The sequence below is a fragment of the Halococcus saccharolyticus DSM 5350 genome (assembly GCF_000336915.1).
In the GTDB taxonomy this organism is placed as follows: domain Archaea; phylum Halobacteriota; class Halobacteria; order Halobacteriales; family Halococcaceae; genus Halococcus; species Halococcus saccharolyticus.
In genome coordinates this window covers 76,488-95,412 of sequence record NZ_AOMD01000012.1, presented here as the reverse complement: position 1 = coordinate 95,412, position 18,925 = coordinate 76,488, and the positions used below count along the sequence as shown (strand labels likewise).

General features: G+C 65.4%; 16 protein-coding genes. 12 read left to right on the top strand and 4 right to left on the bottom strand.

The features are described 5' to 3' along the window. The first annotated feature begins 121 nt into the window (after positions 1-121). Together C449_RS03660 and C449_RS03655 are read left to right on the top strand one after the other, a co-directional pair. On the top strand, positions 122-547 hold the full coding sequence (locus C449_RS03660) for an EamA family transporter (RefSeq protein WP_006076571.1): 426 nt from the start codon (positions 122-124) through the stop codon (positions 545-547). Positions 548-872: 325 nt separating this feature from the next. After that, positions 873-2,063 carry an inorganic phosphate transporter gene (locus C449_RS03655; protein WP_006076569.1) on the top strand — a complete coding sequence of 397 codons (1,191 nt, stop codon included), beginning with the start codon at positions 873-875 and terminating at the stop codon, positions 2,061-2,063. Positions 2,064-2,137: 74 nt separating this feature from the next. Here C449_RS03655 and C449_RS03650 read toward each other — a convergent pair whose 3' ends face one another. Then, positions 2,138-3,085, bottom strand: a complete 948-nt coding sequence (locus C449_RS03650; protein ID WP_006076568.1) for a formate/nitrite transporter family protein — start codon at positions 3,083-3,085, stop codon at positions 2,138-2,140. A 261-nt stretch (positions 3,086-3,346) separates the two neighbouring features. On the opposite strand from C449_RS03650, the gene C449_RS03640 reads away from it, so the two are divergent. From C449_RS03640 to C449_RS03615, 6 genes are all read left to right on the top strand, one after another. After that, positions 3,347-4,237 (top strand): pantoate kinase, encoded by an 891-nt coding sequence (locus C449_RS03640; protein ID WP_006076566.1) that lies wholly within the window; start codon positions 3,347-3,349, stop codon positions 4,235-4,237. 77 nt (positions 4,238-4,314) lie between these two features. Then, positions 4,315-5,097, top strand: coding sequence for a 4-phosphopantoate--beta-alanine ligase (locus tag C449_RS03635; protein WP_006076565.1), 783 nt, complete (start codon positions 4,315-4,317; stop codon positions 5,095-5,097). 386 nt (positions 5,098-5,483) lie between these two features. Continuing rightward, positions 5,484-6,506: an ABC transporter substrate-binding protein gene (locus tag C449_RS03630; protein WP_006076564.1), complete on the top strand. Its 1,023-nt coding sequence runs from the start codon at positions 5,484-5,486 to the stop codon at positions 6,504-6,506. Then, entirely contained in the window at positions 6,503-7,363 is an 861-nt protein-coding gene (locus C449_RS03625; RefSeq protein WP_049913873.1) for an ABC transporter permease, read from the top strand. The genes C449_RS03630 and C449_RS03625 overlap by 4 nt, the downstream gene beginning before the upstream one ends. Continuing rightward, the gene (locus C449_RS03620; RefSeq protein WP_006076562.1) at positions 7,360-8,256 is read left to right on the top strand and encodes an ABC transporter ATP-binding protein; all 897 of its coding nucleotides are present in this window, start codon (positions 7,360-7,362) and stop codon (positions 8,254-8,256) included. The genes C449_RS03625 and C449_RS03620 overlap by 4 nt, the downstream gene beginning before the upstream one ends. Beyond that, positions 8,256-9,011, top strand: a complete 756-nt coding sequence (locus C449_RS03615; RefSeq protein WP_006076561.1) for an ABC transporter permease — start codon at positions 8,256-8,258, stop codon at positions 9,009-9,011. Before C449_RS03620 ends, C449_RS03615 begins: the two co-directional genes overlap by 1 nt. Before the next feature lie 52 nt (positions 9,012-9,063). Here C449_RS03615 and C449_RS03610 read toward each other — a convergent pair whose 3' ends face one another. Continuing rightward, positions 9,064-11,484, bottom strand: a complete 2,421-nt coding sequence (locus C449_RS03610) for a DUF2298 domain-containing protein (protein WP_006076560.1) — start codon at positions 11,482-11,484, stop codon at positions 9,064-9,066. Between the two features lie 164 nt (positions 11,485-11,648). Between C449_RS03610 and C449_RS03605 the strand changes: the two genes are divergently transcribed. The 3 genes from C449_RS03605 to C449_RS03595 all read left to right on the top strand — a co-directional run bounded on the left by C449_RS03605 (position 11,649) and on the right by C449_RS03595 (position 15,883). Continuing rightward, on the top strand, positions 11,649-12,077 hold the full coding sequence (locus tag C449_RS03605) for a hypothetical protein (RefSeq protein ID WP_006076558.1): 429 nt from the start codon (positions 11,649-11,651) through the stop codon (positions 12,075-12,077). Positions 12,078-12,397: 320 nt separating this feature from the next. Continuing rightward, complete coding sequence (locus C449_RS03600) at positions 12,398-14,854, top strand: alkaline phosphatase PhoX (RefSeq protein ID WP_006076556.1); 2,457 nt, start codon at positions 12,398-12,400, stop codon at positions 14,852-14,854. Positions 14,855-14,965: 111 nt separating this feature from the next. After that, positions 14,966-15,883, top strand: coding sequence for a sulfide-dependent adenosine diphosphate thiazole synthase (locus C449_RS03595; RefSeq protein WP_006076555.1), 918 nt, complete (start codon positions 14,966-14,968; stop codon positions 15,881-15,883). 16 nt (positions 15,884-15,899) lie between these two features. On the opposite strand, the gene C449_RS03590 is transcribed toward C449_RS03595, so the two are convergent. Beyond that, a complete protein-coding gene (locus tag C449_RS03590) occupies positions 15,900-16,334 on the bottom strand; it encodes a VanZ family protein (RefSeq protein WP_006076553.1) in 435 nt (144 codons plus the stop codon). A gap of 65 nt (positions 16,335-16,399) precedes the next feature. Beyond that, positions 16,400-18,034 (bottom strand): SagB/ThcOx family dehydrogenase, encoded by a 1,635-nt coding sequence (locus C449_RS03585; RefSeq protein ID WP_006076552.1) that lies wholly within the window; start codon positions 18,032-18,034, stop codon positions 16,400-16,402. Between the two features lie 129 nt (positions 18,035-18,163). On the opposite strand from C449_RS03585, the gene C449_RS03580 reads away from it, so the two are divergent. After that, positions 18,164-18,925: a DUF7001 family protein gene (locus C449_RS03580; RefSeq protein ID WP_006076551.1), complete on the top strand. Its 762-nt coding sequence runs from the start codon at positions 18,164-18,166 to the stop codon at positions 18,923-18,925.

Here is an 18,925-nt window from a genome sequence, read left to right as displayed (position 1 = left end):
GAATCTCCCCACGCAGTTGCGAGATCTAGGGCGTGAGTCGATCATCGGTTGTTCCCTCTCCCTCGATCAGAATTGCTACAAACGGCGTCTTTTACTGTGACGGGAGAGAACGTACGCATCGATGGACGTCCCTGAGGTGAGTTCGGCTGTGGTATTCGGATCGCTGACGATGGTCTCGTGGGGAATCTGGATCGTCGTGGGGAACGCTGCCTCGGAATCAATCGACCCGAAGACGGCCGCCGCAATATCGTATCTCGTCGCAGCCCTCCTTGCAGTCGGGTTCGTTATCGTGTCAGGTGCCTCGCTGGCCATCACGCCACGGGGCGGGGCGCTCGCTGGTGTGGCTGGAGTGTTCGCCGGAATCGGCTTCATCTCCATGTACGTCGGTCTCTCACGTGGCTCAACGACGGTCGTTTCGACTCTCGGTGCCATGTATTTCGTCGTCGCAGCGTTCATCGGGATGGCCGCGCTCGGAGACGAGTTCACCACCACGAGAGTCGCAGGACTCCTGCTCGCGGGTGTTGCTGTCGTCCTCGTCGCTCAATGACCGAGTCGCTCATACCACCCATCCGAGCAATAGCTTGTTCGGCCCGTCACGGCTGAACAACACGTCCCGCCATACTGCATGCCACTCTCCATCTCGCACGCCGATTTTTACCAAGACAACGACCGGTGATGGAGGAACTCCGAAACCAGTGCCAATCGCCATACAATCGTCGGTCGCTCCTTTGAACTTCGGCACGCCACGCGAGCGCCAGGGACAACAGTTTAACCGAGAGCGGTGTCGATACGATTCCATGACCGACGTGTACGCAAACGAGACACGCAGCGCGTCGACGACAGGCGCGTCCCACTGGAGGACGACCTGACGGATGGTTGCGGCCGGAACGGCAGCCATCCTCGTCGTGGCGACTGTCGCGAGCCTGTTCATGGCGTGGACCATCGGTGCGGGATCGTCGGGATCGACGCCCTTTGCGCCCGCCGTGGGCGCACGCGCCATCTCGGTGATGCGCGCGGGCTTTCTCGTCGGCATTCTCGGCTTCCTGGGCGCGGTGCTCCAGGGCGCGAACGTCGCGGACGCGGTCGGCACAGGACTGGTCGGCGGGATTGCGCTCTCGCCGACGGCCTCGACGGTGCTCCTCCTGCTCGCGGCGGGGCTCGTCGCGATCGGCATCTTCACCGGGTATCCGATCGCCACGGCGTTCACCGTGACGGGCGCGGTCGTCGGCGTCGGGCTCGGACTCGGCGGCAGTCCTGTCTGGCCGAAGTACGCCGAGATCGGCGCGCTGTGGATACTCACGCCGTTCGTCGGTGGCGGTATCGCGTACATCACCGCACGGACGCTTCGACACGAAGCGATCCCCGAGCGCTACACCGTCCCGATCCTCGGCGGGATCGTCGGACTCATCGTGGCGAACGTCCCCTTTACCCTTCTCGGCTCGGGGTCCGGTGGGGGGTCGATCGCCGCCACAGTAGCGACGGAGCTCCCGGTTTCGACGGCGGTCGGGACGGGACTCGTGTCGGTCATCGTCGCCGGTCTCGTCGCTGGCGCGCTCGTCTGGGACCTCGGCTCCGGCGTCGACAGCGCCGAGCGCCACTTCCTGCTCGCGCTCGGCGGCCTCGTGGCGTTCTCGGCGGGCGGGAGCCAGGTCGGGCTCGCGGTCGGCCCGCTGCTCGCCGCGTTTCAGGGAACGACGCTACCGTTCTCGGTGTCGTTGCTCGCGCTACTGGTGTTCGGCGGGATCGGCCTGCTCGCCGGATCGTGGATGGGTGCGCCCCGGATGATCAAGGCGATCGCGCAGGACTACTCCTCGCTCGGCCCGCGGCGATCCATCGCGGCGCTCATCCCCTCCTTCGCGATCGCCCAGACGGCGGTCGTCTTTGGGATCCCGGTGTCGTTCAACGAGATCATCGTCAGCGCAGTGATCGGCAGCGGCTTTGCGGCCGGTGGGGGCGGCGTCAGCGCACAGAAGATGGGCTATACGGTGCTAGCGTGGATCGGGTCGCTCGCGCTCGCGCTCGGCGCTGGCTACGCCGTGATCACCGCGATCGAGCTGCTCTGAACGATTCGTCCCGACGGCCGTCCGGACGCTGCCTCGCGGAGCGCGTCGTCGTTCCCGGTCAAGCGGCGATCTCGTCAGTCGTCGTTTCTGGGCCCGGCTTCCTCGACGTTCACCGGCTCACGCTCGCGGCCACCCTCCCAGCCGACGAGCCACTCGCGCAGCGAGAGTTCACGGACTTCGGGGAAGCGCTGGCGTTCGGTCTGCCCGTAGTTCACGAGTGCAACCAGAAAGACGCCACCGACGGTGTTGCCGAGCAACACCGGAAGCCAGAACGCGTAGCCGACGGTGAGAAGTCCGGCTTCCCCGATGAACACGTAAAAGAGCGCGTCGGCCGCGGTGGTGACGACGTGGTAGAGCTCCGCGGCGGCGATCGTGTAGAACACGATGTAGATGAGGAGCAGGCGCGTGACCGAGTCCTGGACGGCGTGACCGAGCCACACCACGCCGGCAACGAGCCAGCCCGCAAAGAGCGCCTTGAAGAACACGTCCCACCAGGCGGTTTCGAGCCCCGTCCGGGTGAAGTCAGCACCCGCTTGCATTGCCGCGGTCGAGAGCACGTGACTGTTGGCGAGGACGAACACGCCGAGAGCGGCCCCGAGGACGTTGCCGACCAGTACGACGACCCAGACGCGCATCATCATCGGCAGGCTGGCAAGGCGAGCCAGCACCAGCGCCACGGGTGGCAGCGTGTTCTCGGTGTAGAGCTGGTAGCGCCCGAGAATGATGTAAATGAAGCCGATCGGATACAGGAGAGAGCCGAGCAGCGTGCTCTCGGGGAAGTACGCGCTCACCGCCGCGTGACCGACGAACGTGATGACGATGGCAAAGCCCGCGGCGAGACCGCTGAAGAGCAGTTCGCGAGTGCCGGTGGCGACCTCCTCGTCGGCGGTGGCGAGCACTCGCTGGAAGATCTCCTCCGAGGAGAAGCGGTCACCGATCGCCCAGCCGGCGTCGGGCGCGCCCGAAGCGGCGTGATCGGTCGACTCGGCGATCGCCTCGCTCGCGTCGTTCTCGTCGTTCATCGATATCGCTGCTGGTGGAAGTCGATCATGTGTTTACGGGGCACAGCGAGGCTACGATCGGTGGCGATCTCTCCTGGTTCGTGAAACCGACGATCGATCGCCGTCTTCATCGTCGCTTCTCCGATAGCGGCGACTCGCACAAAGCGTTTTTCCCGGCGCTCGCGGTCACGTCTTGCGCTATCAGGAGCCACGCCACGAAGCGAGGGATCGGCTGATCGCCGAACGGGCGGATTTATCCCGACCGACGGCCGATTCCCTCGTATGTCGATGTCGGCCGGGGAACGAAGTGAGCGGACGGCGAACCCAACGCAGGCGTTCGTCCCCGGCCACGTTACCGGATTCTTCAGCGTTCATCCTCACGATGACCCCCGCAATGCGGGGTCGCGCGGAGCCGGACTCGCGCTCACCGACGGCGTGACGGTTACGCTCACGCCAGCGAACGAAACGGCCGCGACAACCATCACCCTCGGCGGCGAATCCGTCGAGATGGCGGCCGTGACGCGCACGCTCGACACGCTCGATGTTGCCGCTCGCGTTGCCGTCGAGACGCCGTTGCCGGTGAGTGCGGGCTTCGGCGTCTCGGGCGGTGCGGCGCTCGGCGCGGCGTTCGCGGCGAACGCTTGCTTCGATCTCGAACGCACCGAAAACGAGTTGGTCGAGGTAGCTCACGCTGCGGAGGTCGCTGCCGGAACGGGACTCGGCGACGTGGTGGCTCAAGCGCGCGGCGGCGTACCACTCAGGCTGGAGCCGGGCGCGCCACCCCACGGCGCTCTCGACGGGATTCCAGTTCGGGCGGACAGGCGAATCGAGTACGTCTCGTTCGGCGGGCGCTCGACCGAGGCGATCCTCAGCGGCGACACCGACATACTGTCGGCAGCCGGCGAGCGCGCACTCGCCACGCTCCGCGAGGCACCGACGCTCGAACACCTCGTATCGTGCTCGGCGGCGTTCGCCCGCGAGGCCGAGCTGCTGACCGAACGGGTCGACGCCGCCATCGCCGCAGTCGAGGCCGCGGGTGGCGCGGCGTCGATGGCGATGCTCGGCGAAACGGTGTTCGCGCTCGACACCGGCCTCTCGGATGCCGGCTACGAGCCTTCGATCTGTGCGATCCACCCGCCAGGCGCGGGAGTCGTCAGGCCCGACGCCAAGTGAGCGCTTTCACCAGGGGGCGAACGCCGCCACCGGTGCCAACACGGGGTGCTTTTGTTTCTCACCGGCCGAGCGATCGTATGAGCGAGGAGCCGCAGATTCCCGTCGATCCGGACGACGAGACGGAGATCCCGGAGTCACACCCCCGCCACGAGTCGCTGCTTGCGCGCCACCGGATCGAGGCCGGTGTCGAGAAGGGCATTACCTCGTTGCAGGGACTCATCGCACAAGGGCGCGGCGAGACGTACGACTACCTGCTCGGCGAACGAACCATCGAGAGCGCCGACGCAGCCGCCCGCGCCGCGGCCGCCGAGTTCCTGCTCGCCGACCACCCCGTGATCTCGGTGAACGGAAACGTCGCAGCGCTCTCGCCCGATGCGGTGGTCGATCTCGCCCAAGCGACGGACGCCGACATCGAGGTGAACCTCTTCAATCGTACCGAGGAACGAATGGCGGCGATCGCCGAACATCTTCGCGAGCACGGAGCGAGCGAGGTGAAGGGTCTGGCAGCTGACGGCCGGATCCCGGGGCTCGACCACGCTCGCGCGACGGTCGACGCCGACGGCATCCACGCCGCCGACGTCGTGCTCGTTCCGCTGGAGGACGGCGATCGGGCGGCAGCGCTCGATGCGATGGGTAAAACCGAGATCGTGATCGACCTCAACCCCCTCTCACGGTCGGCTCAGGTCGCCGATATCCCGATCGTCGACAACCTGGTTCGTGTACTCCCACTGATCGCGGAGCACGCCCGGGACCTTCGCGACGCATCGCGCGAGGAGCTCGAAACGATCGTTCAGGGATTCGATCGCGAGGCGGCGCTCGACGCGGCCGAGCGCGTGATCCGGTCGGGCGCGTCGGAGTGATTTTCAGGGCGAAAGACGAGATTTCTGCAGTAACGCCGCCGTGCGGCGGGTCGAGACGAGGGCACTTTCATTCGCAGGCGACAAGGTTAGGCCGGAAACGGCCACAATATTTACTACCGACATCTTGCGCTCGATGCGAGCGGGACGGACCGCGTCGTGCGCGCCGATTCTGCGGTCCCCGTTCGGACGTCGGTCGCGGTTCGTAACGCAGCGTGTGCCAATCAACGAACGGTCGAACGACGAAGAAAGTGAACGATAATACATTATCGAAGAACGAAAGAACAGGTTCGTCGCGCCGACGGTTCCTCCAGGCGTCAGCCGTCGCGGGGACTGGGGCACTAGCTGGCTGTCTCGGTTCCGCAGCCGGTACCGGAACGACGCTGACGATGGGGTACCAGCCGTTCTCAGCGCACGCGTGGGAGGCGCTGATCATGAAACACAGCGATATTCCACAGCAGTACCTCCCCGACGACTACTCCCTGGAGTGGCAGTCAGCGCTCCAGGGAGCGGTCATCGGCAACCGGATCAGCGTCGGCAAGAATCAGGCGGGCTGGATGGGCGATATGCCGGCGCTGACGACCATCGCTCAGACCGAGACCCCGGCCAGCCTCGTCGGGCTTGCAAACTGGTCGCGGGGACAGCAGTGTAACCTCCTCGTCGTCCCCAAGGACTCCGACATCGAGAAAACATCCGACATCGCCGGTGAGACGGTCGGCGTTACGGTCGGCGCGTGTTCCCATCGATATCTACTCCGCGTGCTTGAAGAGGAGGGTATCGACGTAACGATCGAGGACACCGGCATCTCGACCATTCTTGCCAACCTCCGTGAGGGCCGGATCGCCGCAGGGGTCGGCTGGGAACCTTCGATCGCCAAGTCGGTCTTCCAAGACGATCTCACCCGATACGTCTCGACGGGTGCGGAGTACGACGTAATCGATGCCGGCGGGATCCCAATGACGGACGACTTGATCAACAACCACCGGGAGGCAGCCAAGGGGATCCTGAAGGCCGAACTCGAAGCGACACGGGTGCTGGCCACCGACCACGAGCGAACCCTCGATCTAGTCGAGCAGGAGCAGGACCTCCGATACTTCAACCGCTCGACGCTTCGATGGGGTGTCTACAAAGATCCGCCGATCGGCGAGAACGTCCAGCGACTCCGGTACGCAACCGACTACGAGCAAGCGACGGAACCAGGCCGGTTGATGAAAGAGACCGCACCGGAGTTTCTCACCCGCCAGGGCGCGCTCGAAGCGCCGCCGCCCGACGATCGGTACAAGCCAGAGCTACTCAACGAGGCGGCGGCCGAACTCGACGACGCGGTAGAGTGGTCGCCGCGATCGGCCGGCAACGGCTCGGGCGCGACCAACGGCTCGGCGACCGGCAACGCGTCCGGGAGTGGACGATGAGTACGCGCTCGGTGTCCGAGCGGATCAGCGACCAGTTCGGGGAGAGTCTGCCGTCGCCGACCAGGGGCGTCCGGAAACTCCTCTCGTTGGTCGGGTTCGTCGCGGTCTGGTGGCTGTGCTACCGGTTCGGCGTGCTCAACTTCGATCACTTCGTCAGCCCCGTGACGACCCTCGTGGAGTTCGCCGGTGCGCTCGCCGGCCAACCCCTGACCGAAGGTGGCGACACCATCTATCTCCACGCCGTCTACTCGGCGGCACGGGTAGCGATCGGGGTCGGGCTCGCGGCCGTGCTGGCGATCCCGACCGGGCTGGTCGTGGGTACGAGCCAGCGGTGGGGGAACCTGCTGTACCCCGCGTTGGAAGCGTTTCGACCGATTCCGCCGATCGCGTGGCTCCCGATCGCCATCATCGTCTTCCCGACGCTCGCGCTGGGATCGATCTCGGTGCCGCTGCCCGCACTGTTCGTCGTGTTCGTCGGGGCGTTCTTCCCGATCTTCACGAACACCATCGAGGGCGCACGGAACATCGAGGTCGAGTACCGCCGGGCGGCCGAGAGCCTCGGCGCGTCCTCGGGCGACGTGTTCCGCCACGTGGTGCTGCCGGCGACGCTGCCCTCGATTATCACCGGCCTCTCGCTCGGGGTCGGACTGGGCTGGATCACGGTCGTCGCCGCGGAGCTGCTCACTGGCGGCCCCGGACTCGGCTACATCATCATGCAAGGATCGCGACTGTTGCAGAACCAGATCGTCGTCATCGGCATGCTCGCCGTCGGCGCGCTCGGCTACGCGTCGTCGCTGCTGGTCGAGCACCTCGGCTACTGGCTGATGCCGTGGTCTACGATGGAGGAAACACAATGAGTGAACGTGACACCACTAACGCTCGCACCGCCACGGACGAACAACACACCGACGCGACCCACGACGACACGGCCGACGATGAGTTCCGGTCGTGGACGGAGTCGAGCGGGACCGGCACCGTCAACATCCAAGACCTGACGAAGGTGTACGGCACCGACGGTGGTGAGTTAACGGCCGTCGATTCGATGGATCTCCACATCGAGGCCGAGGAGTTCGTAACCGTCCTCGGTCCCTCTGGCTGTGGGAAATCCACCGTGATGGAGTGTATCGCGGGCTATCTCGACCCCACCGAGGGCGAGGTGCTGGTCAACGGCGATCCCGTCAACGAGCCCGACCCTTCCCGGGGAGTGGTCTTCCAGGAAAACCGGCTGTTCCCGTGGAAGACGATCACCGAAAACGTCCGGTTCGGCCCTCAGATGCGCGATGCGGTCGACCAAAGTCGCATCGACAGCCTGTTTGATCAGATGGGGCTGGAGGGGTTCGAGGATTCCTATCCTCACGAGCTCTCCGGCGGGATGCAACAGCGCGCCGAGCTCGCCCGGCTGCTCGCGAACGATCCCGACATCATGCTGATGGACGAGCCGTTCAGCGGGCTCGACGCGATGACCAAGGAGCTGATGCAGGAGAAGCTGCTCGACGTCTGGGAGGACGACGACCGCACAGTTCTCTTCATCACCCACGACGTCGAGGAGGCGATCCTGCTCGCGGATCGGGTGGTCGTGATGACTGCCCGGCCGGGCCAGGTCAAAGACGTCATCGACGTGGACCTCGACCGGCCGCGTGATACGGATATGGTCACCACCGATCGGTTCAACGAGCTCCAGCGCCGGGCCAGTGAGAGCATCCACGACGAGGCCGAACGCGCGATGGAACAGGCGGAGGGGCGGGCCTGATGGAGTACGTCCGGCGCGCCGAGCAGTCGGTGTCGCTGCTGGCGCTGCTTGCGATCTGGGTCGTTGCAACCATGATCGTCGGGGCGGTTCCGAGCCTTCCCACGCCGCCGGAGGTGGTGGTGGCGTTCGTCGACGCGGCAACTGGGGCGTCGTTCTGGGAAGAGGTTCTGTTGAGCACGTTCCGGGTATATCTCTCCTTCGTGATCGCCGCGGTGGTTGCGGTCCCGCTGGGGCTGTTGATCGGGCGCAGCGAGGTCGCCGAGGACCTCCTCTTCCCCTCCCTCGAAGTGCTCCGCCCGATCCCGCCGATCGCGTGGTTCCCCGCGCTAACGATCATCCTGATCAATCCCGCGAACATCGTCCGCTTCATCATCTTCCTCGCCGCGTTCTTCCCGATCCTCCTCAACACGATCGAGGGGGTTCGAGACATCGAGGAGGAGTTCTCACAGGCGGCCAGCTCGCTCGGGGCCTCCTCGTCACAGACCCTGCGTCACGTCGTGTTGCCCGGTGCGCTCCCCTCGATCTACACGGGGCTCGTCAACGCGATGGGGTTGGCATGGGTCAGTCTCGTCGCGGCGGAACTGCTATCGAGCACCGGACTCGGCTACTTCATCTGGAACGCGTTCACCGCCGGCGAGTACCCGAACGTCGTCGTCGGGATGATCGCGGTCGGCGTCCTGGGGTACGCCTCCTCGGCGCTGGTCCGGTGGCTCGGTGCCAGACAGTTGCCGTGGCTCCAGTCCGAAACGGTCTGACACCGCCCCGAAAAGGGCGTTCGTGGCGCTCACCGCGGACGCCGCCTCTTGCTCATCCCGAGACGTTCCGGTCGCTCTCGGACAGTCGGCTGTGGTTCACGGCGTAGATCGTCACGTCATCGGCGCGGAAGGCGACTGTGACGCCGAGAAGCCCGTCGAACGGCCGGATATCGCCGTAGCGATCGCGTTCGGACGGTCCGACGTACACGTATTCGACATCGTACCGGGAGAGCAGCTCGGCTCGCCACGCGTCCGAGCCGAGGTAGATGGTGTTGACCGCTCGGACGCGATCGACGTACGCCTCCCGACTGCGGTACTGGATCTCGTGGGAAACGCCGGCGATCGTCGGAAAGCCCGTGAGGCTCGACGCCGGGCTGGCGCTCCAGGCGTAAACTGCGATACCAGGTGCGGCGACGATCGTCGGTCGGCCGGAACGGTTGTCGAGCCAGCGGATGGCGGCGACCTGATCGGGGATATTCTCCTCGGCCGCGGCGAGGCCATCGAGCGTCGAGCCGCCGGTATCGGGATCGTCGAAGTGGCTTTTGAGTGCAACCCCGCCATACACTGCGGTCGAGACCACGAGCACCGCGGCGAGCACGGCACCAACTTGCTGGCGGCGACGACTCCACGACCACTCACCTCGCCCGCGGACGAGCCGCGGGAGGAGGACACCGGTGGCGCTCGCCCAGAGAACCCACGTCGGCATGTAGGTCTTGACGACGGTGTTGAACCGGCTGCCGCCACCCTCCTGGACGTAGACGAGTTCGGCGAAAAGCACGAGCCCGAGGCCGGCGACCACGAGCACGCCCTCGAAGCCGACATTGCGATCGGTGGCAAGGACGTACCAGCCCACGACGAGCAGTGGGCCGAACAGCGCGAACGCCGCGAGCGTCGTCGGAGCGAGCGCGACGAGAACGAGGTAGCCGAGCAGGCCGGCGGTCACGACCGACGTCGCCACGCGGCCGCGGAGCCACGCGAACGAGGCAGCGACGAGCACCGCGAGGAACGCCCCGTGGACGAGCAGCAACGACCCGAGCGAGCTGCGTGCGGCGGCTTCGAGCACGACGATGGGCGTACTCGGCCGCGACCCCACCGGCCCGAGAAGGAAGGGGAGCGCGGCGAGCACTCCGACGAACCCCGCACCGACCGTGATCCCTGCCGCCCCGATCGTTCGGGCGAGTGCGCCGCGCATCGTGGCGGACGCCGCGCTGTCGACGAATCGGTCGACAGTCGTGGCCGCGCTCGTCGGGAGCAGCGAGCGCAGTTCTGCATCGGCGAACGTCAGCGAGAGCCACAACAGGCCGAGGACTGTCGGAAAGCTCCACGTGTTCACGATGGCCATGAACCCGCCGACGATGGGAACCGCACCGAACACTACCGCGCGACGACGGCGGACCGCGGTCGCCGGCGTGCGGTAGTAGGCGTAGCAGAGGCCCGCCACGACGAGCAGAAAGGGCGTACTCAGGAGGTAGGGCCGGATGTCGCCCCGCACGATCCCGAACAGCGGAAACGGGTCGTAGGTCAGGGGGATGATCCGACTGGCGACCTTGTAGTTGTACTCCTGAGGGATCGGTTCGAGGACCCACTCGGTCACGAGCTGTGAGTGGGCCGCCGCGAACGCCGTCGCGGCCTCGCCGCGGATCGCCCCTGGCAGTCGCCGCACCAATAACCGAATCGCGGTCGAAGGGTTGCTCGCGCAGATCGTAAAGAAGACTGCCGTAACACCGGCGATGACGCGCTCGTGGCGACCACGCAGGCCGGTCGTGACGCGATTGGCGATCGAGCGTGAGTCGACGGTCGAGTCGGCGGTAATGGCCGAATCCGGACCGGCCGACTCGTGTGAGGCGAACCGTGAGCCGGTCGAATCATCGCTGGATCGGTTGGCCGCGATCGAGCCCGCAAGTTCGTACGCTCCAGCCGCGAGCGTCCCGAAAAACACCGCCATCGAGAGATTGAACCCGAACCAAGGGTGGGTTCCGGTGAGTCGGGTCAAAAGCGACGCGAGGAAGTGACCGCCGTAGTAGTAGATCAGCGACTCCCCCGCAAACCAGAAGTCCTCCGGCGGTAGCTGTGGAGCACGGTACAGCGAGGCCAGCAGCCCGAAATCGAGGAACTTCTCGCCGCCGGGCGTGATTCCCGGCTCGACCGACCGCACGACGAGAACGCCGAGGTAAACGACGGAGAACACCACGAGCGCCTCGGCAGCCGCCCGACGGTCGATGGTGACACCTCCCCGTACCGCGAGCACCGCCGCGACCGCGAGGGCGGCGAGGCCGGCCCCGAGCGCCACCCACCCGAGCACGAGGTGGCCGACCCAGAACGCGACGAGCGTCACGATCGTCAACGCGATACCGAGCGAAAACCCCGCGCCGCGGCCCGGGAGCGTCGAACAAAGCCACGCGGCGACCGGCAGACCGAACAGCGCGAGGCCGACGACAGCCACCCACCACACTGCGACGAGGCCGTACTCCATCCGTCCGAACGGTAATCGCAAGCCCGTAATACGCTTTTGTTTGCCGGTCCACACCGCTCGAACGGCAGCGAATCACGGCCTGGGTAGCGTTCCCGATCCGCCCCGAGGGGTATATAGCGCAATTACAACGACTTAAGCCCGACTCGCAGGATGGGTCGACCAGCATGTCACGATCCGATAATGCGTCCGGCGTCGAACGGGGCGAGTCGGCGTTCAGGGAGTACGTCCTCGGCGTGCGGATCACGGAGCACGTTTCCGCGACCGGTGAGGGGCCGCAGTATCGGTTCGAAGCACCACACCACGACGGGATCACCTTCGACGATCCCGATCTCGCGGAACTGTACGCCGCCGTCTACTTCGACGTGAATGGATTTCAGGAGGAAGGGACGGGCGTTCGGGGCGTTCCACCAGGAATCATTCAGGCCGGCCGCGACACGCTCGTTGCGTACTTCCTGACCCAACCCGGCACCGACGTCAACTGGGTCGCGTCGTTTTACGGTGTGAAACCCGAGAAAGTCGGTCGATATGCCTCTCGGGTCCGAAAGCGTGCCAAAGGGATTCGAAAGGGCGCGAGAGAGCGCGGCATGGAGTAGCCACCGATACGCCGGCACACCCCTCGAACACCGGGGAGTGCTCGCCACGTTCTCCTTCTTATGCCTATATCACACAACAGCATCGTCGATCCGTAGCATCGATATCCACTAGAGAAGTATCGAGCGGGGACGGGCTCGACTGGAAGTATTTCGGCGACCGTTATCGAAAACCTATAGACGACAACCGGAACACCGGAGGATCATGCTGAACGGATTTCGGATCGACTGTATAGCAGTATGTCCCTGTTGTGATCACTAAATACACCACCACTATTTACGTTGTAAACTTACTTTCCACATCGGTATGTGCGCTCGTTTGCATGGTCGAATTCACCCGACGGAAGCTGATGGCGACGTCAGTGGCGGCCACGCTCGGTGCCAGCGTGGTCGGTACTGCGAGTGCGAAACACTCGGAAGAGGTGGAGGAGTCGGATACTCGCGGTGCCCCGAGCGTCAAGGGCGATCTCAAGCGGTTCTCGACGACTGCGTTCGGTGCCGAGGTGACAGGACCGTTCGTGTTCGAAGACGGCGGACTACTGTACAGCCTCCAGCACCCGAGCGAGGAAAACCCGGAGCCATTCAACCGAGCGGGCGTCGGGTACTTCAGCGGTTTCAACTTCGAACTGAACGGCGACAACGACGACTTCGAGGAAGTCTCGACACCCCAGACCGAAGACGAGCAGGGGCGCGTCCGCGCGGGCAACGGGGAGTACGTGCTGCTCGCACGGGGCCGCGAGCCGATTAACAGCGGTGAGGAACTCCTCGGCGTAACCCAGACGCCCGATGGACGGAACCTCATCCGGGAGGACGCCACCGACCGCCTCCGTGGGGAACGTCCATTCTTCAGGGGAACACAGTACGGACTGGCCGCAAGCAACCCCGATTGCAACCAGTTCGTCACCACGGACGACGGCACGGAGGGCTATCTCTTCACGAACTGGGAGAACAGTCCCGGGAACGTCTCCCGGATTCCGATCAGCCAAGACGACGACGGCGAGTGGGAGGCGGACTTGGAGAACGCGATCAACCTCGCGAACACCGACGCGCTCCGCGACCTCGGCGGTACGCGCATTAACTGCTACGGCGACCTCAGCCCGTGGAACACGATGCTCTCCTCCGAAGAGAACTACGCCCACCCGCGGGTTTCGCTCACGCACACGGTCGGCGACATCGAGGAGGCCGGCAGCGGGAAGGGGCTCATTGGCGGCTGTCAGTTCTGGAACCGACCAAACCCCTCGGAAATCGGCGAAGCCATCCCTGAGTACTACGGCGACGACGCCTTCGAGCCGCAGGGGTACTGGGCGCTGACGGGCGTCGAGTTCCTCGCCTATTACCTCGGCGCGGAGCCGGTGGACCAGGTCGAGGACAACAACAACGTTCTCCCCATCGGCGACGTCTACCCTAACCCGTATCGGTACGGCTACCACGTCGACATCCGCGACCCGGCGGCCGACGAACCGCAGCCGATCAAGTACTACGTGATGGGACGGGCGGCCTGGGAGGCTCCAAACATCCAAGCCGACGAGCGAACCGCCTACGGCTGTTCGGACGGTGACAGCAAGGGCATCTACAAGTTCGTCGCCGACGAGCCGATCCCGAGCTACGATGATCCGATGGAGGTCGCGGGCATCCTGTATGCCCCGAAAATCACCAACGACGCGGCCTCCGCAGCGGAGGCCGGCGAGCGCAACTCCCCGGCAAACGTGAATCTCGGAATCGAGTGGATCGAACTGGGACACGCGAGCAACGCCGAGGCCGAGGCGTGGATCGCCGAGTACGACGACGTGACACAGGAGGACTACCTCGCGCATGCTGAGACCGACTGGGAGGACGATCCCCAGAAAGCACTCGAAGAGGCCGACAAGGCGGTCATCGAGGGCGGCAATCGGAACTACATCACGAACGAGGAGATACTCGACTGGGCTGCACAGTACGAAGAACGCGGCCCGGACGAGGTCGACGAGGAGCTCCGGAAAGTGCCGTTCCTCGAAACACGTGCGGCCGCGAAGGAGATCGGGGCCTCCATTGAGTTCAACAAGGCGGAGGGCGTCGACAGCGTCGATGGCGCTGGGCCGGGCGATTTCGTCTACTTCGGCATCTCCGAGTTCAACGACGATATGGCCGACAACACGGGCGACATCCGGATGGACCGCGTCGACGGCGGCGTGGTCTACCGTGGCGAGCTCGAATCCGATTACAACGTCTCGACGCTCGAACCGGTCATCGTCGGTCCCGATTTCACCGATCCGCCCGCGGACGCCGACGACGCGCTCCGCAACATCGACAACGTCTACGCGATGGACGACGGACGGGTGCTCTGCTGTGAGGACGGGTTTGGCGGACCCGCCCGCTCGTACCCCAACGACGGGCTGTACGTCTACGATCCCGATCCCAAAGGAGAGGACGACGGGGGCGACGGCGAGGACGACACGGACTTTCACGACCCGCCGGCGGACGATCCGCTGAACGTCAGGTTCAGGGACTGCTGTGCCAACACAGTCAGCTCACCGCCGGACAACGGGATTCTCAATCTCGACATCGTCTACGGGGCGTACGACGGGCCGTACGACGTCGAAATCACCGCATCGGGCCTCTCCCCCGAGCAGATCGAGGAGATCACCTTCGACAACGCCGACGACGACCCGCACGACCTGACTCGCGACGACATCGTCGGGATGGATTTCTCCGACGTGGCGGCCGGCGAGTACGAGTTCACCGTCAGCGTCGTCGGCGAGGACGCCAGCGAGACCGTTTCGCTCGAAATTCCGGACGCGTAGAACCGATCACCAATCGTGAATCGAACCGCCTCGGACCAAGGTGACCCCGAGACACTCGATCGGCGACAGCCCGAAACTGTTTTGTACCACGAGTAAATACCACTGAGTGGTATGAGCGAATTCGAGCAGTTCAGCGAGGTCGGCGAGGCGGACGTGACACGCGCGATCGGCCAGGAGTGGACCGAGGAGTTCATGGACTTCTCGGACTCGGATGTGATTATCGTCGGCGGCGGGCCGTCGGGATTGATGGCGGGCAAGGAACTCGCCGAGCGCGGCGTGAAGACGATGATCGTCGAGAAGAACAACTACCTGGGTGGTGGGTTCTGGCTCGGGGGATTCCTGATGAACAAGGTCACGGTGCGTGAGCCCGCACAGACGGTGCTCGACGACCTCGACGTCGACTTCAAACAGTCCCAAGACAGCGAGGGCCTCCACGTTGCGAACGGTCCCGAGGCGTGTTCGGGGCTGATCAAAGCTGCTTGCGATGCGGGCGCGAAAATGCAGAACATGACCGAGTTCACCGATATCGTGATCCGTGAGGATCACCGAGTCGGTGGGATCGTGATGAACTGGACGCCCGTCCACGCCCTCCCCCGCGAGATCACCTGCGTCGATCCCATCGCCGTCGAAGGCAAACTCGTGATCGATGCCACCGGCCACGACGCGATGGCGATCAAGAAACTCGACGAACGCGGCGTGCTGAATGCGCCGGGTCTCGAAGACGACGCGAGCGGGATGGACCAGACTGGCGACGAGTCCTACGGCGCACCCGGCCACGACTCGCCCGGCCACGACTCGATGTGGGTCGGCAAGAGCGAGGATGCCGTCGTCGAGCACACCGGACTCGTCCACCCCGGCCTGATCGTCACCGGAATGGCGACCGCGACCACCTACGGCCTCCCCCGGATGGGACCCACCTTCGGTGCCATGCTGCTGTCGGGCAAACGCGCCGCCCAGGCCGCCATCGACGAACTCGGTGTCGACGCCGCCGATGTCGAAATGACGAGTCGTGCCCCGGCCGACGACTGATCGTCGAGCGGAGTTCTTACTGAGTCGGGTTTCGCCACCGTCCGACCGGAACGAAGCGCACGAACCGGCCCAGCGACCACCACGCGAGCGCGAGGACGCCCGCACCGACCGCGTCCGCGAGGGCGTCAGCGGTGCTCGCCGTTCGATAGGGGATCGGCCACTGAACGAGTTCGACGCCGATCCCGAACCCGACCGTGAGCACGACTGCGAGAGCCACTCGGCTGCTGCCGCGGTCCGACGACACCGACGCATACAGCAGTGTCGCAGCGAGCCCCGCGTACGCGAATGCGTGGGTCCATTTGTCCGCACCGACGATCCCGAGCGGTCCCATCGTCGGCGCTGCCGCCGGATCAGGTTCCAGAATCGACCCGACAAGAATGACGGCGGCAACGGCGGCGACGAGCCCGTAGCGAACAGAACGGGTTGCGAAGGGCACGCGCACGGTGGTCATGTACCGCGCACGAAAACGATCGGCAAAAGGCGTGCGGTCGTCCGGCGATGACCGTCTGCGAGGACTTACTCGGCTGGCTTGCCGAGCGCAAACAGCGTCATCGGGGTTTGGTTCGCCGCCCGTGGCGAGAGGTGCTCGGTCACGCGATCGTCGTAGAACGTGAACCCGCGCCCGCCGAGCGTGCGGTGGGAGTAGGTGGCGAGGTAGAGCCGTCCGAGACGGATTCCGGCCGCCAGCTGCGCGACGCGATATCCTCGATTCCCGACCGCCTCGACGATCGCTCCCACGTCGGCCATGAGGTAGACGTTCACCGCTGCGTCACCGACGACGGACTGATCGAGCGCGAGGTGGCCCGCGATCTCCCGATCGGTGTCGCCGATCCGTTCGAGAGCGTCCTCGCCGTGGTAGTACTGGTAGGCTCCGCTCGGAATCCCTTCGACCGCGTGGACGAGACAGTACGCATCCACGAGCGTCGACGGCTCGGTTGGTTCGGCCGACCCACTGGCTCCGAAGCAGTCCAGCGGGACGCCACCCAGTGCGCGGTCGAGCACCGTGGCGAATTTCCGGGAACTGATCGGCTCGTGGCTGTACTCGCGCAGCGATCCACGGCGCTCGATGGTGTTGGCGACAGGCCGTGCCGACGCGGTGTCCTCGTCGACGGGATCAAGGGCGATCCGTTCGCCATCGCCGGCGCTCCGCGCCGGCTGCTCGAGGGACGCTTCGCGTCCCTCGCTGTCGCCGGGCGGATGGGTACCGAACGGAACGGAGTTGCCTTCGCCGTCAACGAATCGTTCACGCCACTCAGCGGCCGCTTCACCGTCCGAAAGCGTGCTCGCGTGCCACGCGTCGGAGAGCAGCGGGTAGTCGACCGGATCGGACGCGAGTCGGGTTTCCGGATCGATCGGATCGATGGGTTCGACCGTCCGAACACTCGATCCGGAGTCGTCCCGTCCAACGGCGACGAGTTCGAGAGGGGCCTCGTCGTCGGGATCGATACCGAGCAAGCGAGCCACCGAGTCGTCGGCGAATCCGGTCACGACCTCGGCGCGGTGGCCGGACCCGTGGGCGACCGCGAGCAGGTTCGCGAGGACCGTCCCGGAGTCCCAGAACGCGTGTCGGTAGGTCCGATTCCGGTACTTCCACGCGTTTCGCCACCACTCCGAGGTCGCCACGAGGGTCACCGGCGCGTCGGCGACGCCCGGATGATCGTCGGTGGCGTCGGCGAGCACACCACGGTAGTCGCCCTCACGGAGGACGTGGAACTCGTCGGTGTTGGGATCGTAGTGATAGACACCGGCGTCGGTCCCGTCGTCGCCATCGGGTGCGTCGAGATCGCCGGTGATCGCGTACAGATCGACGTGATAGAGCTTTCCCGTACAGGCGGCCGCACGAAACTTCGCGGTTTCGCCACGGACTTCGATCGTCTTCGTCACACCAGCGGCGTAGTGACAGAGTGTCGTGAGATCGATGGAAAGCGTGTCATCGTCAGGCGTCCTGTTCGACTCCGCGGTGTCGGTTGCGATAGCCTGTAGTGCCGGCGTTTCGGGCGGCGTCGAGACCGTTCCGAGCGAGCGTCTCGGGAAATCGACGTACTCCTTCGACGGCCGCGGCCGGTTCGAAAAATCGAGTTCGAACTCGTCCGCACGGAGTTCGCGCGGCGAGTGCTTCGTTCGCTCGTGGTACTCGCGGGCGTCGACCATTGCCTCATCTTGCCCCAACGGCGACAAACCCTTTCGGGTGGTCGCCATCGGCCAAGCCGTGGTGAACCACACGACCGCAGCCGCGCTGCCGACCGCAAGCGTTTCGCCGCGCGGCCCGGACATCGAGTCATGGTCGAACGAGTCACGCTGTACCGCGCGCCCACCACCGCAGCCGACGCCGATGCGATCGCCACGTGGCTCCGCGAGCGCGTGGACGCCGACGTGACGGTTCGCGATCGGTTTCTCGATCGCCATGCGGACGACGATCTCGCCGAAGCGTTCGCGCGGGCACGAGTGCTCGATCCCTACGAACGTGAGACGGGCAACGAGATGCTCGGCATCGTCCGGTACGAGGAGCGGGCCATCGACCACCCCGAGCGCGCGGGAGGGGTGATCTACGACGGCCAGCAGGTCCAGCGCGCGCTGGGCGCGCGGCTCCCGACCGACGAGCGCTCCCTCGATCACCTCCACGTCCCGCTGCTCGACCGCGTGCTCGGGACGTGGGGTGACCACGATAAACGGTGGCACAAGCGGGTGAACGTTCTCGGTCAGCCGGCACTGCTCTCGGTGCCCGGACTGTTCGAGGCTCCGGCCAAACCCGAGGCCTATTACCAGGAACAGCAGCGCCACGCCATGCTCTCGGGCGATGCGCCACCGCGTGAGGTGCTCGAAAACCAGGTCGACGGCGAGTTCCTCGTCGAAGACGATCCCCGGACCACCGACGTGATCAACGGCTACGTCCTCCAGGCGATCGAGTATCTCGCCACGGGATCGGCCTTCTGTGACGACGAGCGGTGTCGCCTCCACAACGCCCACCGCCAGCCCAGCGTGATCGAGGCCCAGCTCCGAGATCCCGCATTCTGCGAAACCCACGCCGAACGGTACGGATAG

Bases quoted from the DNA above. Each gene is read 5' to 3' on its own strand.
- C449_RS03635 (WP_006076565.1), top strand. From the start codon at position 4,315: ATGAGCGAGGAGCCGCAGATTCCCGTCGATCCGGACGACGAGACGGAG.
- C449_RS03605 (WP_006076558.1), top strand. From the start codon at position 11,649: ATGTCACGATCCGATAATGCGTCCGGCGTCGAACGGGGCGAGTCGGCG.
- C449_RS03655 (WP_006076569.1), top strand. From the start codon at position 873: ATGGTTGCGGCCGGAACGGCAGCCATCCTCGTCGTGGCGACTGTCGCG.
- C449_RS03625 (WP_049913873.1), top strand. From the start codon at position 6,503: ATGAGTACGCGCTCGGTGTCCGAGCGGATCAGCGACCAGTTCGGGGAG.
- C449_RS03630 (WP_006076564.1), top strand. From the start codon at position 5,484: ATGGGGTACCAGCCGTTCTCAGCGCACGCGTGGGAGGCGCTGATCATG.
- C449_RS03650 (WP_006076568.1), bottom strand. From the start codon at position 3,085: ATGAACGACGAGAACGACGCGAGCGAGGCGATCGCCGAGTCGACCGAT.
- C449_RS03600 (WP_006076556.1), top strand. From the start codon at position 12,398: ATGGTCGAATTCACCCGACGGAAGCTGATGGCGACGTCAGTGGCGGCC.
- C449_RS03620 (WP_006076562.1), top strand. From the start codon at position 7,360: ATGAGTGAACGTGACACCACTAACGCTCGCACCGCCACGGACGAACAA.
- C449_RS03595 (WP_006076555.1), top strand. From the start codon at position 14,966: ATGAGCGAATTCGAGCAGTTCAGCGAGGTCGGCGAGGCGGACGTGACA.
- C449_RS03580 (WP_006076551.1), top strand. From the start codon at position 18,164: ATGGTCGAACGAGTCACGCTGTACCGCGCGCCCACCACCGCAGCCGAC.
- C449_RS03660 (WP_006076571.1), top strand. From the start codon at position 122: ATGGACGTCCCTGAGGTGAGTTCGGCTGTGGTATTCGGATCGCTGACG.
- C449_RS03615 (WP_006076561.1), top strand. From the start codon at position 8,256: ATGGAGTACGTCCGGCGCGCCGAGCAGTCGGTGTCGCTGCTGGCGCTG.
- C449_RS03610 (WP_006076560.1), bottom strand. From the start codon at position 11,484: ATGGAGTACGGCCTCGTCGCAGTGTGGTGGGTGGCTGTCGTCGGCCTC.
- C449_RS03585 (WP_006076552.1), bottom strand. From the start codon at position 18,034: ATGGTCGACGCCCGCGAGTACCACGAGCGAACGAAGCACTCGCCGCGC.
- C449_RS03640 (WP_006076566.1), top strand. From the start codon at position 3,347: ATGTCGATGTCGGCCGGGGAACGAAGTGAGCGGACGGCGAACCCAACG.
- C449_RS03590 (WP_006076553.1), bottom strand. From the start codon at position 16,334: ATGACCACCGTGCGCGTGCCCTTCGCAACCCGTTCTGTTCGCTACGGG.